Origin of the sequence: Pseudomonas sp. BIGb0278 (genome assembly GCF_024809895.1) — a bacterium.
GTDB classification, from domain to species: Bacteria; Pseudomonadota; Gammaproteobacteria; order Pseudomonadales; family Pseudomonadaceae; genus Aquipseudomonas; species Aquipseudomonas shirazensis.
The window spans coordinates 225,414-239,481 of sequence record NZ_JANUEL010000007.1; the positions used below are offsets into that span (position 1 = coordinate 225,414).

The 14,068-nt window shown below is 64.9% G+C and carries 11 protein-coding genes; all 11 read right to left on the reverse strand.

The genetic code is table 11. The annotated features are described in order from the left end of the window. Window positions 1–105 precede the first annotated feature (105 nt). Window positions 106–330, reverse strand: coding sequence for a hypothetical protein (locus M2396_RS21535; RefSeq protein ID WP_188035371.1), 225 nt, complete (start codon window positions 328–330; stop codon window positions 106–108). Window positions 331–460: 130 nt separating this feature from the next. After that, entirely contained in the window at window positions 461–1,873 is a 1,413-nt protein-coding gene (locus tag M2396_RS21540; protein WP_259077857.1) for a heavy metal sensor histidine kinase, read from the reverse strand. Continuing rightward, window positions 1,848–2,522 (reverse strand): heavy metal response regulator transcription factor, encoded by a 675-nt coding sequence (locus tag M2396_RS21545; protein WP_103436083.1) that lies wholly within the window; start codon window positions 2,520–2,522, stop codon window positions 1,848–1,850. Before M2396_RS21545 ends, M2396_RS21540 begins: the two co-directional genes overlap by 26 nt. Before the next feature lie 9 nt (window positions 2,523–2,531). Further along, entirely contained in the window at window positions 2,532–5,624 is a 3,093-nt protein-coding gene (locus tag M2396_RS21550) for a multidrug efflux RND transporter permease subunit (protein WP_259077860.1), read from the reverse strand. Further along, on the reverse strand, window positions 5,621–6,784 hold the full coding sequence (locus tag M2396_RS21555; protein WP_259077862.1) for an efflux RND transporter periplasmic adaptor subunit: 1,164 nt from the start codon (window positions 6,782–6,784) through the stop codon (window positions 5,621–5,623). Before M2396_RS21555 ends, M2396_RS21550 begins: the two co-directional genes overlap by 4 nt. A 161-nt stretch (window positions 6,785–6,945) precedes the next feature. Beyond that, window positions 6,946–7,680, reverse strand: a complete 735-nt coding sequence (locus M2396_RS21560; protein WP_259077863.1) for a YkgJ family cysteine cluster protein — start codon at window positions 7,678–7,680, stop codon at window positions 6,946–6,948. Further along, window positions 7,677–7,988, reverse strand: coding sequence for a hypothetical protein (locus M2396_RS21565; protein ID WP_101316620.1), 312 nt, complete (start codon window positions 7,986–7,988; stop codon window positions 7,677–7,679). The genes M2396_RS21560 and M2396_RS21565 overlap by 4 nt, the downstream gene beginning before the upstream one ends. Window positions 7,989–8,092: 104 nt before the next feature. Further along, a complete protein-coding gene (locus tag M2396_RS21570; RefSeq protein WP_101316622.1) occupies window positions 8,093–8,992 on the reverse strand; it encodes a chemotaxis protein in 900 nt (299 codons plus the stop codon). 246 nt (window positions 8,993–9,238) lie between these two features. After that, a complete protein-coding gene (locus tag M2396_RS21575; RefSeq protein WP_259077867.1) occupies window positions 9,239–10,423 on the reverse strand; it encodes an HlyD family type I secretion periplasmic adaptor subunit in 1,185 nt (394 codons plus the stop codon). After that, window positions 10,420–12,612: a type I secretion system permease/ATPase gene (locus tag M2396_RS21580; RefSeq protein ID WP_259077868.1), complete on the reverse strand. Its 2,193-nt coding sequence runs from the start codon at window positions 12,610–12,612 to the stop codon at window positions 10,420–10,422. The genes M2396_RS21575 and M2396_RS21580 overlap by 4 nt, the downstream gene beginning before the upstream one ends. After that, window positions 12,609–14,042, reverse strand: coding sequence for a TolC family outer membrane protein (locus M2396_RS21585; protein ID WP_188035375.1), 1,434 nt, complete (start codon window positions 14,040–14,042; stop codon window positions 12,609–12,611). Before M2396_RS21585 ends, M2396_RS21580 begins: the two co-directional genes overlap by 4 nt. Window positions 14,043–14,068 lie beyond the last annotated feature (26 nt).

Genomic DNA, 14,068 nt, shown 5'->3' on the forward strand with positions numbered 1-14,068 from the left:
ATAAAAAAAGCCGCTGATCAGCAGCGGCTTGAAGAGGCTAACATATCGGCGCGCAGGGCGCCCACGTGCAGGCCTTGGGAAGAGGGGCAGATGCAGGCAGCTCGATCAGCTGTCGCTGGCAGCATCCTGGTCAGTCTTGGCAGCTGTCTGCTGCGCATCTTTGCCGGCCTCAGCCGATTGCGCGGCATAGCCTTCGCGGGCTTCTTGATGGGCCGTGGCAAGGGCTGCGTTACGGGCGACAAAGGCCGGCGATTCTTCCGCCATGGCCAGCGGTGACAACAACAGGGAAGAGGCAACGAACAGGCTCGCGATACCCATACTGTTGGACATTTGAAACAACCTTCTTGCGCTGCAAGTGTGAGTGAGGACAGGCGCCAAATTAGTCCTGTTCAGCCCGCAGAAACAGCATCCGCTTGGAGATGCACTGTTGCGAAAAAAGTAATGATAACCGGCGAAACCATCAGCTATCAGCGGCAAACCCGCTGGCTTGAGCGCTCGGCAGGCGTATGCCGAAGGTGTTGCTGCCGTGGTTGCTGCGCACAAATACTTCACCGCCGTGCATCAGCGCGATTGCCTTGACGATCGCCAGGCCCAGGCCATGATTGCCAGCGCCGTTGTTGCTGCGCGCGGCATCGACCCGGTAGAAACGCTCGAACAACAGTTGCAGGTGCTCGTCGGCGATGGCCGGGCCGGGGTTGCTTACGGCAATGCTGACCCCCTCAGGCTGCGCATCGATGCGCACGGTGATCACCTGATGGGCCTGGGTGTGCTGCACGGCGTTGTGCAACAGGTTGATCAGCGCTCGGCGCAACTGCGCGGTTTCGATCGGCGCGATGGCATCGCCGCTGACCCTGACCTGCACCTGGGCGTCTTCGAGGATGTAATCCAGGTAGTCGAGGGTGGTGGCTACTTCAGCGGCCAGCGACGCCTGGGTCAGCGCGGTGGCCTTGCTGCCCTGATCGGCGCTGGCCAGGAACAACATGTCGTTGATGATGCTGCGCAGCCGTTCCAGCTCTTCAAGGTTCGATTGCAGTACTTCAAGGTAGTGCTCGGCGCTGCGTCCGCGGGTCAGTGCCACCTGGGTCTGGCCGATCAGGTTGGTCAGCGGCGAGCGCAGTTCGTGGGCGACATCGGCGTTGAACGCCTCGAGTCGCGAATAGGCGAGGGTGACCCGCTCCAGGGTGGCGTTGAAGGCGCCGGCAAACTGCGCCAGCTCAGGGGCCAGTTGCTCGGTCGGCAGCCGCCCGTCCAGGCGCGGCACGGCCAGCGCCTGGGCTTTGCTGGACAGCGCTGACAGCGGCCGTAAACCGATGCGTGCCACCCAGTAGCCCAGCAGGGCGGCCAGCAGCACGCCCAGCGCGGCCAGGCTGACGATGGCCACCAGCAAGCTGTGCTGCGCCTGCCAGAAGGTTTCGGTGTCGATGCCGATAATGAAGCGCAGCGCCGGCCGCTGTGCCAAGGGCGGCAGCTCACTGACCAACATCTTGTACGGGTAGGGGCTGCCGTTCAGGCGCAGGTCGCGCATGCCCTCGGCGCCTTCGGCGAAGGCGCGGATCTGTTCGCTGGGTTTGCCGTACTCGAACTGCGGGTCGCTGCTGACCGCCCAGAAGCGGATGCGCCGATCTTCTTCACTGAGCAGATTGAGCTTGTTGCTGACCTTGAGCCAATGCTCGTGGGTGCCGAAGCGCTTCAAGGTCGACTCGAGCACGCTGTAGCGGGCGTCCAGTTCGGCCGCGGGCAGCAGGTCGAGGCTGCGGTCGACCTGGCGATACAGCGCAGCGCCGATCAGCAGGAATACCGCCAGCGCCACCAGCATGAACAACCCGGCCAGGCGCAGCGCGATGGAATTAACCGGCACGGTTTTCCAGGACATAACCCATGCCTCTGATGGTATGCAGCAGCTTGTTGGCGAACGGCCCGTCGAGTTTGGCCCGCAGGCGCTTGATCGCCACCTCGACGACATTCGCGTCGCTGTCGAAGTTGATGTCCCAGACCAGCTCGGCAATGGCGGTCTTGGAGAGGATTTCGCCCTGGCGTCGGGCCAGCACGCTGAGCAGCGAAAACTCCTTGGCGGTCAGTTCCAGACGCTGCCCGGCGCGGCTGGCCTTGCGGCTGATCAGGTCGATGGAAAGGTCAGCGACCTGCACCTGCAGCGGCTCATGATTGCTGCTGCGGCGGGTCAGCGCCTGCAGGCGGGCGACCAGTTCGAGAAACGAAAACGGTTTGCCGAGGTAGTCGTCAGCGCCCTCGCGCAGGCCATGGATACGGTCTTCGACACGCTCGCGGGCAGTCAGCATGATCACCGGCGTCTGCTTGCGTGCGCGCAGGCCACGCAGCACGCCGTAGCCATCCAGGCCGGGGAGCATGACGTCGAGCACGATCACGTCATAGTCGCTGTGCAGGGCCAGGTGCAGGCCGTCGGTGCCATCGCGGGCGACGTCAACGGTGAAGCCTTGCTCGCTCAGGCCCCGATGCAGGTAGTCGGCGGTTTTTTCTTCGTCTTCGACGATCAGTACTCGCATGGTCTGCTCTCAGCTGATACGTGGCGCGGCGGCGTCGGTGCGGTGGCGGCGATGGAACAGGCGCTCCAGCGCCAGGTAGATCACCGGCGTCGTGAACAGGGTCAGCGCCTGGCTGACCAGCAGACCGCCGACCACGGCGATGCCCAGCGGCTGGCGCAGTTCGGCGCCGGTGCCAAAGCCGAACATCAATGGCACCGCGCCCAGCAGCGCGGCCAGGGTGGTCATGATGATCGGCCGAAAGCGCGTCAGGCACGCCTGGTGAATGGCCTGCTCCGGGCTCATGCCGTGTTTGCGCTGAGCCTCCAGGGCAAAGTCGATCAGCAGGATACCGTTCTTCTTGACGATGCCAATCAGCAGCACCACGCCGATCAGGCCCATGATGCTGAAGTCCTGCCCCATCGCCCAGAGCAGAATCAGCGCACCGAGCCCCGCCGAGGGCAGGGTCGAAATGATCGTCAGCGGGTGCACGAAGCTCTCGTAGAGCACGCCGAGGATGATGTACACCGCCACCAGCGCAGCGAGGATCAGCCACGGCTGGCTCGACAACGAACTCTGAAAGGCCTGCGCTGCGCCCTGGAAGTTGCCGCTGATCGAATCGGGCATGCCCAGCTCGCGCTGGGTCTGCTCGAGGATGCGCACGGCATCGCCAAGGGCCACTCCCGGCGCCAGGTTGAATGACAGGTTGGCGGCCGGGAACAGGCCGTCATGGGCGATCGACAGCGGCCCAGTACTCGGCGCAGCGACATGCGCCACCGCTGCCAGTGGCACCATTTCGCCGGTCAGCGGCGAGCGCAGATAGAAGTAGTTGAGGCTTTCGGCCTTGCCACGCTGGCGCGCGTCCAGTTCGAGGATCACCTTGTACTGGTTGGTCTCGGTCTGGAATTCGCTGATCTGCCGCTGGCCGAAGGCGTCGTACAGTGCCTGGTCGATATCGGTGGTGGTCAGGCCGAAGCGTGCCGCCGCCTGACGGTCGATGTCGATGCGGGTGACGCTGGCGCCCAGCTGCAGGTCATTGGACAGGTCACGCAGGGCCGGCACCTCGCGCAGGCGCTCGGTCAGGCGTTGGGTCCAGAGGTTCAGGGCAACGCCGTCGTTGCTCTTGAGCACGTATTGATACTGCGTGCGCGACGGCCCGGAGCTGAGGTTGATGTCCTGGCCGGCGCGCATGTACAGCACCACCCCAGGCACCTTGGCCAGTTGCGGGCGCAGCCGATCGATCAGTTCGCTGGCGGTGACGTCGCGCTCGCCGCGGGGTTTCAGGGCAATCCAGAAACGGCCGTTGGCGATGGTCTGGTTGTTGCCGGTCACGCCCACTGCGTGGGAGAACGCGCGCACGGCCGGGTCAGCCTCAATGATCTTCGCCAACGCCTCGTGCTTGGCGACCATCGCCGGGTACGACACATCCGCCGCCGCTTCGCTGGTGCCAAGGATGAAACCGGTGTCTTGCAGCGGGAAGAAGCCTTTGGGGATGGCCACGTAACCGACTACCGCCAGCGCCAGGGTCAGGCCGAACACGCCGAGGGTAAGCCGCTGGTGGGCGAGGGCGCGATTCAGGCCCTTTTCGTACCAGCGCAGCAAGCGCTCACCGAAACCGCCATGCTGCTCGGCACTCGGCCTGCGCATGAACAGGGCGCTGAGCGTGGGTGCCAGGGTCAGCGAGACCAGCACCGAAATCAGGATGGTCGCGGTGGCAGTCAGGGCAAATTCCTTGAACAGCCGGCCGACCACACCGCCCATGAACAGCAGCGGGATGAACGCGGCAATCAACGAGAAGCTGATCGAAATCACCGTGAAGCCGATCTCGCCAGCGCCTTTGATCGCCGCTGTACGGCTGTCATCGCCGGCTTCAAGGTGACGGTGAATGTTCTCGACCACGACGATGGCATCGTCGACCACAAAGCCGACCGAAATCACGATCGCGACCAGGGTCAGGTTGTTCAGGCTGAAGCCCATCACGTACATCAGTGCGCAACTGGCAATCAGCGACACGCCAAGCACGCTGGACACCACCAGGGTCGCCGACCACTGGCGCAGGAACAACGCCATCACTCCGATCACCAGCACCACCGCAATCAGCAAGGTCAGCTCGACCTCGTGCAGCGAGGCGCGGATGGTCTGGGTGCGGTCCTGCAGTACTGACACTTCGACCGAGGCCGGCAGCATCTCCTGCAAGCGCGGCAGCGCCGCCAGCACGCGGTCGACGGTGTCGACGATATTCGCCCCCGGCTGGCGGAACACCACCAGATTCAACCCCAACTGATCGCCGGCCCAGGATTTGACGTAAGCGTTCTCGGCGCCCTCGATGACCTTGGCGACATCGCTCAGGTAGACCGGTGCGCCATCGCGATAGGACACGATCAGCCGGGCGTAATCCTCGGGATGAAACAGCTGATCGTTGGCGCTGATGGTCGACACGCTGTGCTCACCGTACAGAGCGCCTTTGGCCAGATTGAGGCTGGTCTGCTGGATGGCCAGGCGGATGTCGGCCAGGGTCAGGCCGATGGCGGCGAGTTTTTCCGCCTGCGCCTGAACCCGGATGGCCGGGCGCAGCTGGCCGGAAATATTGATCAGGCCGACCCCGTCGATCTGGCTCAGCTGGCGCGCGAGCAAGGTCTCGACGTAGTCGCTCAGTTCGTTGCCGGGCATTTGTGCCGAGCTGACGGTAAGCACCAGCACCGGACTGTCGGCCGGGTTGACCTTGCGCCAGGTCGGCGGGTTGGGCAGGTCCTGGGGCAGTTTCGAGGTGGCCGTGTTGATCGCCGCCTGGACCTCCTGGGCGGCGGTGTCGATGTTCTTGTCGAGGCTGAACTGCAGGATCAGGTTGGTCGAACCCAGTGCGCTGCTGCTGGTCATCTGGGCCAGCCCGGGGATGGCGCTGAACTGCACCTCCAGAGGCGTGGCTACCGATGAAGCCATGGTTTCAGGGCTGGCCCCGGGCAGCTGGGTGGTGACCTGAATGGTCGGAAAATCCGCCTCCGGCAGCGGCGCCACTGGCAACCTGGGGAAGGCAATCGCGCCGAGCAGGATCAGCGCGAAGGTCAGCAGCAGGGTTGCCACCGGGTGATCGATGCACCAGGCCGAGAGGCCGTTGCGGCTGTTCATGGCTGTAGCCTGCGCTCGGCCAGCTCAGTGCTGGCGGGTGAATCGCCGAGCACTTCGACGCGCGCGCCAGGTTTGAGCCGCGACTGGCCATCGACTACCAACTGGTCGCCGGCGGCTACCCCGCTGATGATGGTCAGGTCGCTGTCTTGAAACAGCACCTTGACCGGCACGCTGGTGACCTTGTCGCCGTCCAGGCGATAGACGTAGTGGCCATCGATGCCGCGTTGCACCACCGGCGGTGGCACCACCAGCGCGCCGCGATCAAGCCCTGTGCGCAGTTTGACCGTGACCAGTTGGCCGGGCCAGAGCAGGCCGTCCTTGTTATCGAACTCGGCCTTGATGCGCAGGGTGCCGGTGTTGGCTGATATCTGGTTGTCGATCAAGGCCAGGCGGCCTTCACCGAGCAGCGTGCGCTGATTGTCGGCATCCATGAACGCTTGCACCAGTGCCGGCTCGGGTGCCTTGAGCAACTGCTGCAAGGTGGGCAGCAGTTGCTGCGGCAGGGCGAACTCGACTGCAATCGGATCGATCTGGGTCACGCTGAACAGGCTCTGGGTATCGCTGCTGCGCACCAGATTGCCGGGGTCGACATTGCGGATACCGACTCGCCCGGTCACCGGCGAGCGGATCTGCGTGTACGACAGCTGCACCTGCGCGTTGACGATGGCCGCCTGATTGCCTTTAGCGGTTGCCTGCAGCTGCTTGACCAGCGCCTGTTGCTGGTCAAAGGTCTGCTTCGATACGCCGTCATCGCTGCTGAGCAAGCGATAGCGTTTGAGATCGACCGCAGCCACCTGTAACTGCGCCTGGCTCTGCTCGAGCAAGGCGCGGACCTGATCGAGGCTGGCGCGGATGGCCCGGTCGTCAATGACCGCGAGCAGATCGCCCTGCTTGACCCACTGACCTTCCTTGACCAGCACCTGGGTGAGAATGCCGTCGACCTGCGGGCGGATCTGCACGTTGTGCAGCGACAGCACGCTGCCGATCGCCGTGGCGAAGCGCGGCACGTCCTGCTGCGCCACCTTGGTCACCCGCACCGGCACTGCGCTGGGCGCGTGATTCTGCGTCGCTGCCTGGCGCTGGCTGAACCACCAGGCAAGCGCGAGCAGGACGATCAGCGCAATACACAGCACAATCACAGAGCGGGACGGACGTCGCATCGGGTCGGGTACCGTAGCCGAAGGGAAGGGGGAAACGCTTTGGTCTACTCACAGCTTATAGCCCGGCAACCGGGTCGCCAGGGTGACAGCCAGCTGTCAGCCCTGACAGTTTTGCCCGGCACAGCGGCGCGCTCAATGCCTGCGCCGCACTGCAGTGTCGTTCAGAAACCGATAAAGGCGTAGTACTGCGGCGTCTCGGCGGTCGTGCGCAGGCCATGTTCGAGCAGCTCGGCGCTCAGCGCCGGGTCGACCACATGCACGCTCCAGGCAGCACGCTCAGCGCTGGTGACCTGCTCCAGCGCTGTGCTGAATGCGCCCATGTCCGGCAGGTACGCAGTGAAGCCGTTGCCTTTCAGGGCACTGGTGTTCATCCCCAGCGCTTCGCAGATGGCCACCTTGGTGGCGATGTCGTCGCGGTCGGCCTGGCGTGACGCGGCGATCAGTGCGACCAACTGCGGATCGGCCAGCATCTGCCCATGGATCAATTCAGGGCCTTGTTGCCATGCCTCGGGCGGGCAGTCCTTGTTCTCCGGCCGCAGCGGCAGATGCGGATTGATCTCGGCGGGATAGATCCGGCACACCAGCGGCCGTGTTTCATAGATGCGGCACAGGTCGTGTTCATCGAGGTTGCGGCAGCGGCCAGGGTTGAACGCGGCAAAGGTCACCGACACGCGCAGCTCGGCTGCGCCGCAACTGACTGGATATGAGCGACCCAGCACATGTTCGCGCTGGTCCAGCGGCATGCCTGGGCCATCGCTGACGAAGCCTTCGATCAACACCACTACCTGCCCCTCTGCGGCCACCCATTGGCGGGCCTCGGCGAGGGTCAGTGGCACATGGTGGCCGGTGCAGCATTTGCCACAGCCAGTGCAGGCAAAACGAATGGGTGGATTCACTTGGCGCTGGGGTTCCACTCGCTGACGTAGGCCTGCTTGTGCGCACGGTCATACAGGCACAGCTCGGTGCCGGTGCGCTTTTTCATGTGTTTTTGCGGGTAGATACCTTCGATCAGCAGGGCGCTGTAGCCGACCCGATCATCGAACTCGGTGGGTTTGCCGCGGGCGTGGGCGTCTTTCAGTTGGCTGGCGGCCAGGCAGTCCTTGAGCATCTGCTGGCGATATTCGTTCCAGGCTTCACTGCTGGAAGCCTGGGCGACACCGCTGCTCAGGGCGCAGACAGCGAGGAGGTAGCGCAAACACTTCATACAGGGTACCGGTAACAATTGCCCAGGGAGCGCCGATTATGCCTGACTCGTCACCCGCTGGGCATGCAGCTGGCGGTGTGCGCCGGGCAAATGGCAACCAGGTGTTACCGTTCGGCAAATACCACGGTGCGCGCTGCGGTGACCAGGCACTCGGTGAGGTCGGGCGAGGAGAACTTGGTGAGGATCGCATTGGCGCCGGCATTCTTCGCCTTCTCGCTGCTCATGGCGCTATCCAGCGAGGTGTGCAGGAGGATGTACAGGTGCTGGAAGTCGGGCGTCTCGCGCAGGGTACGGGTGAAGGCGTAGCCGTCCATCTCGGACATCTCGATATCCGAGACGATGATGTTGATCTCGCGTTCGGTGCCTTGCAGCTCGAGCAGGACGTTGATCGCATCCTTGGCACTGCGCGCGGTGTGGCACTCGATACCGAGGCCGCGCAGGGTGTGCACCGACTGCTGCAGGGCAACCTGGCTGTCATCGACCACCAGGATGTTGGCGGCCGCGAGCAGGCTGGCGTCTTCCTCGCCGAGTTCGCCCGGCAGCGGCTCGGCTGGCGCCGGGGCGATGGCGTGGATGACCTTTTCGATATCCAGTACCTGCACCAGGGTGTTGTCGACCCGGGTCACGCCGGTGATGAACGAACGGTTGCCCGAGCCGAATGGCGGCGGTTTGATGTCGGTGCTCAGGCAATGCACGATGCGGCTGACGGCCTGTACATGCAGGCCTTGGCGCGAGCGGCTGATCTCGGTGACGATCAGGCAGCCGCCATCGGGGTCGGCCAGCGGCCGTTCGCCGATGGCCAGCGACAGATCGATCACCGACAGCGAGTTGCCGCGCAGAGTGGCCACGCCTTTGACGTGCGGGTGCGACTCGGGCAGCTTGGTCAGCTGTGGACAGGTGATGATTTCACTGACCTTGAGCAGGTTGATCGCCATCAGCTTGCCGCTGCGCAGGGTGAACAGCAGCAGCGACAACGAGTCCGCGCGGGCATTTTGGGTGGCCATGGGCAACCTTCGGCTAAGTCAGAATAGGGAGGATGCCGGGTTATCGGCCTGCCCGGCTCAGGCTTTAGCGCCATCCTTTATCATCGGCGCACGCGTACTACTGTAGGAGCGGCCTTGTGTCGCGAAAGGGCTGCGTAGCGGCCCCAGGATCTGCGCAACACCACATAATCGCCGGGCCCGCTTTGCGGGCCTTTCGCGACGCAAGGCCGCTCCTACGGGGACCGTGTTGGTCTTGGGGCAACCGCTTCAACGTTCGCGCAGGGCCTCCTTGGCTCGATTGAGTGGCTTGATCAGGTAATCGAGGATGGTTTTTTCGCCGCTGCGGATGTCCACCGTAGCGATCATGCCCGGGACAATGGCGAAATGTTTGCCGGCCTTGTTCTGCAGGCTGTCCTGTTCGGTGCGGATGAACACCCGGTAGTAATAGATCTCGGGTTTGAATTCGTCCTGCAGGGTATCTGGCGAGATACCCACCACCTTGCCTTCGAGGCCGCCATAGATTGAGTAGTCGTAGGCGCTGATCTTGACCTTGGCCGCCTGATCGGGGTGGATGAAGGCGATATCGCGCGGGGCAATGCGTGTTTCTATCAGCAGGCGCTCGTCCATCGGTACGATTTTCATCACCTGGCCGCCTGGCTGGACCACCCCGCCAAGGGTATTCACTTCGATATCCTTGACGATGCCGCGTACCGGCGAGCGCAGGGTCAGGCGGGACAGCGAGTCGTTGCGGCCGCGGATCACCTGCTCGAGGCTGTCGGCTTCGGCGCTGGCCCTGGCCAGGTCTTCGCGGGCGCGCACCAGGTAGTCCGAGCGCGCTTCGTTGGCCTTGAGTTCGAGCTCCGAGCGCTGGCGGTTGAGGCGGATCACTTCGACCCGGCTGGAGGCGCCCATCTTGGCCAGGTTTTCGGTGATTTTCAGTTCGCTGCGCACCAGCCGCAGCGAGTCCTCGATGCCGGCCAGGGTCTGCTCGAGGCCGCGGCGGCGGGTCTGGTACAGTGCGGTTTCGGTCTCGATCAGCTCCGGCGACTTGCTCAGGCTGGGCGGGAAGTTCAGCGGCTTGCCGGTGACCTCGGCGCGCAGCCGGGCGACGCTGGCCAGCGCTGCCCAGTACTTGGCCTCGCTCTCGCCGACGCTGGATGAGGTCTTGGTTGGATCGAGCTGGGCCAGCACCTGCTCGCGCTCGACCAGATCGCCTTCGGCGACGTTCATCTGCGCGACGATGCCGCCTTCAAACGACTGGATCACCTGCTCGCGCGAACTGGGGATGACCTTGCCGGTGCCGGTCGACACCTCGACCACCTCGAACCACGCTGCCCAGGCCAGAAACGCCGCCAGCATCAAGGCGCAGACCATGATGATGCGCCCGGCGCGCAGCACGGCGTGGTCGTCTTCTCCATCCAGGTATGATGCCGGAAGTTCGTGGCTGCTCATGCTTTGCCTCCCTGGCTTGGCTGACCGCCCTGACTCAAACGTGACAGGGCAGCGTCACGTTTGTCGTCGATGATGATCCGCCCGCCATCGAGCACCAGCACCCGATCGACCCGTTGCAGGACGCTCATGCGGTGGGTGGCGATGATCAGCGTGCGGCCCTGGCAGAAGCGCTCGAGGTTATCCAGCAGGCGCCGTTCGCTGATGTCATCCAGCGATGCGGTCGGCTCATCGAGCAGCAGCACCTGTGGCTGGCGCACCAGCAGCCGCGCCAGGACCAGGGCCTGGCGTTGCCCGCCGGACAAGCCTGCGCCGCCTTCGAGCACCAGGTGGTCCATGCCCTTGGGCAATTGCCGGACGAATTCCAGCGCGCCACTGGCAGCCAGGGCGGCGAGCAGTTCCTGGTCGCTGGCCTGGCCGGCGCCGAGGGTGAGGTTTTCCCGCAGGGTGCCGTGGAACAGCCGCGAGTACTGCGCCAGCAGGCCGACGTCGCGGCGCAGGTCGGCCGGGTCGAGGTGGGCCATGGCGATGCCATCGAGCGTGACCTCGCCCTCGACCAGATCCATCGCCCCGCCCAGGGCCTGCAGCAGGGTCGACTTGCCAGCGCCATTGCGGCCCAGAATCGCGATGCGTTCGCCGGGCTGAATGTTCAGCTGGCTGATGCTCAGGGCCGGCGGTGCTTCAGGGCTGTAGCGGAAAGTGGCCTGGCGCAGCTGATATTCGCCACGAATTGCCGGCAGGTGCACGCGTGCTTCGCTTTCGGGATGATCGACTGGTGACTGCATCAATTTGTCCAGCCCTTGCAGGGCGACCTTGGCCTGTTGCCAGCGGGTCAGCACGTGGGTCAGTTGGGCCATGGGCGCCATCATCCGCGACGACAGCATGGATGCCGCGACCAGGCTGCCGGTGGTCAGGTCACCCGCAATCACCATCGGCGCGCCGACCACGATGACCACGGCAAACACCGCGCCCTGGACGTTCTGGGTCCAGGTCACCAGGCCATTGGTCAGCGTGCGCAGGCGCAGGTTGCTGTGGGCGCAGGCGGCGTTGTACTGGTTCCATTGGCGCTCGAAGCGGGCCTCGGCCTGCAGCGCCTTGATCTCGTCCATGCCCTGGATGCTCTCGACCAGCATGGCGTTGCGCAGCGCCGACTCGCGCATCGACGCATTCGCCAGGCGTGCCAGCCGCCGTTGCGCGAGCAGGCCGGGCAGGAGCATGGCCACCAGCGCTGCCAACGGGATCACCACCAGCACGCCGCCGATCAGCCAGAACACCAGCAGGAACAACAGGAAGAACGGCAAATCGGCCAGCGCCGTGGCAGTGCTCGAGGTGATCAGGTCGCGGATCTGTTCCAGTTCGCGCAACTGTGAGATGAACGAGCCGGTAGATTTTGGCCGCACCGAGTTGCGCAGGCGCAGGGCATGGCCGAAGACCAGGTCGGAGATGCGCAGGTCGGCGCGCTTGCCGAGCAGGTCGGTGACCTTCAGGCGCAGCAGGCGCATGCTGAAGTCGAACACCAGCGCCAGCACTACGCCGCCGAACAACACGTACAGGGTCGGCAGCGATTCGGCCGGGATCACCCGGTCGTATACCTGCATCGAGAACAGCACCCCGGCCAATGCCAGCACGTTGGCCACCAGTGAGGCGAGCATGACCTGGCCATACGGGCGCAGGTCGCGCAGGACGATGCGGGCGAACCAGTGGCGGTCATACGGCGCGGTGTAGTCGTCGGTGCGCACATCGCGCAACGGCCGCGCCGGACGCAGCAGGGCCACCCGCACGATGCGGCCGGTCAGCGCCTCACGGGGCAGCCGTGAGGTCAGCCCCTGATCACCGGCGAACACCACTGCCAGATCGTTTTCTTCGGTAACCGCCTCGACCGTGGCCAACTGGCCGTCGTCGAGTTCCAGCACCATCGGCGTGCGCCACTGGCGCAGGCCTTTGGCATCGAAGCGCACGAAACGCAGGGTCAGCCCGGCCTGCCGCGCCATGTGCCGCAGGATCTCGTCCAGCGGCCGCGCATCCTCGATGGCGGCCAAGCGGATGCGCTGCGGCGAGACGTCCAGGCGGTAGTGGTGGGCGACCTGCAGCATCACCTCCAGCCAGGGTCCGAGGTCAGCCCGGGGCGGTGCGTCCGGCGCAGGCGCGGCCTGTTGCGTCTGCTGCAGATCAAGGTTGACGGTGTCGCTCATGGTTGAATCTCCACGCCTTGCAGGCTGCGGCCTTCAAGAGCGAAGGCCGAGCGCAGCGCACTGCTGTTGTAGAGGCAATCGATATCCAGTCGGAGCAGGTCCGAGCGAGTGCCGGCCAGTTCGAAGCGTGACTGGTAGATCTCCTGCTCGGCGTTGAGCAGGTCGAGCAGCGGTCGCGTGCCGAGGTCCAGGTACTGCCGGCCATAGAGCATGCGCGCCTCCTGGATGCTGACCTGGCGCGCTTCCAGAGAGCGCAGCCGCCGCGCCAGTCCCGCCGTCTGCGCTTGCGCCTCAGCCAGGCCGCGGCGGGCCTGCAGGCGAGCGGCGTCTTCAGCAGCGTCGGCCGAGGTCAGCGCATAGCCCGCGGCGCGGCTGCGGGCACTGACGGCGCCGCCTTGATAAATCGGCACTTCGAGGTTGAGGTAAATGCCGGCCTGGGTGCGGTCGAGGCGCGAATTGTCGCGGTCGTATTCGTTGTCCAGGTAGTGATTGACCTGCGGCTGCAACGACAGGGTCGGGTAGGCTTCAGCCTTGGCCTGGGCCAACTCGGCCTGAGACTGCGCACGCAATGCCAAGGCCATCAGCACCGCTGGCAAACGCTCGTCGCCGCCTTGGGTGCGGCTGCAGGCACCCTCCAGTTGGCGCGGTGACTCCTCGGCCAGCGCCGGTGGCGAGATGCGCCCGAGCAGCGCCGCCAGGGTCGAGCGCCAGCGTTGGTGCTGCGCTTGATATTCAGCGAAGGTGGCTCTCGCGCTTTCGACCCGTGACTCGGCCTGCACCGTGTCGGAACGGGCGCTGGCGCCCATGTCGCTGCGTTGTCGGGCGAGCTCGACGATGTCGCCGACGCCGCGGATCTGCTCGCGGGCGATCACTGTCAGTTGCTCGTAGCGGCGGGTTTCGATCCAGGCATAGGCGGTGTCGCGGGCAAGGTCATCGAGCACCAGCAGGATGTTGGCCTGGGCCCGGGCGGCAGCGGCGCGGGCGGCGCTGACGGCGTTGTCGACCTTGCCGAAGTCATACAGCATCTGCTTGAGCGACAGGTTTAGTGCCTGGCTGCTGCGGTCGGCGCCGTTGCCGGTGTCGTAGCCGCCGCGCAGGCCGCCGGAAATCTGCGGGTAATAACCAGCGCGGGCGACGTTGATGCCTTCGCCCTGTTTGTACAGGTTGCCTACCGCCTCGGCGATGCTGGGGTGCCATTGCGCGGCCATCAGCACCGCCTCGTCGATGCCGAGGCGGTCGCCAGCTATGGCCGACTGGCCGACCGGCGCGCGCGCCGGTACGGCATCCGGAGCATCGCGCAACAACGACGGGCCGATCTGGCGCAGTTGCGGGTCTATGTCATCGGCCGCCATGGCGACCGGGTAGAGGTTGCACGCGAGGAGCCCGAGGGCTCCCAGTAACAGCGGTGACAGCTGACAGCCTCGCTTCACAGGTTTCCCTTACTGCTGGTCGTCCT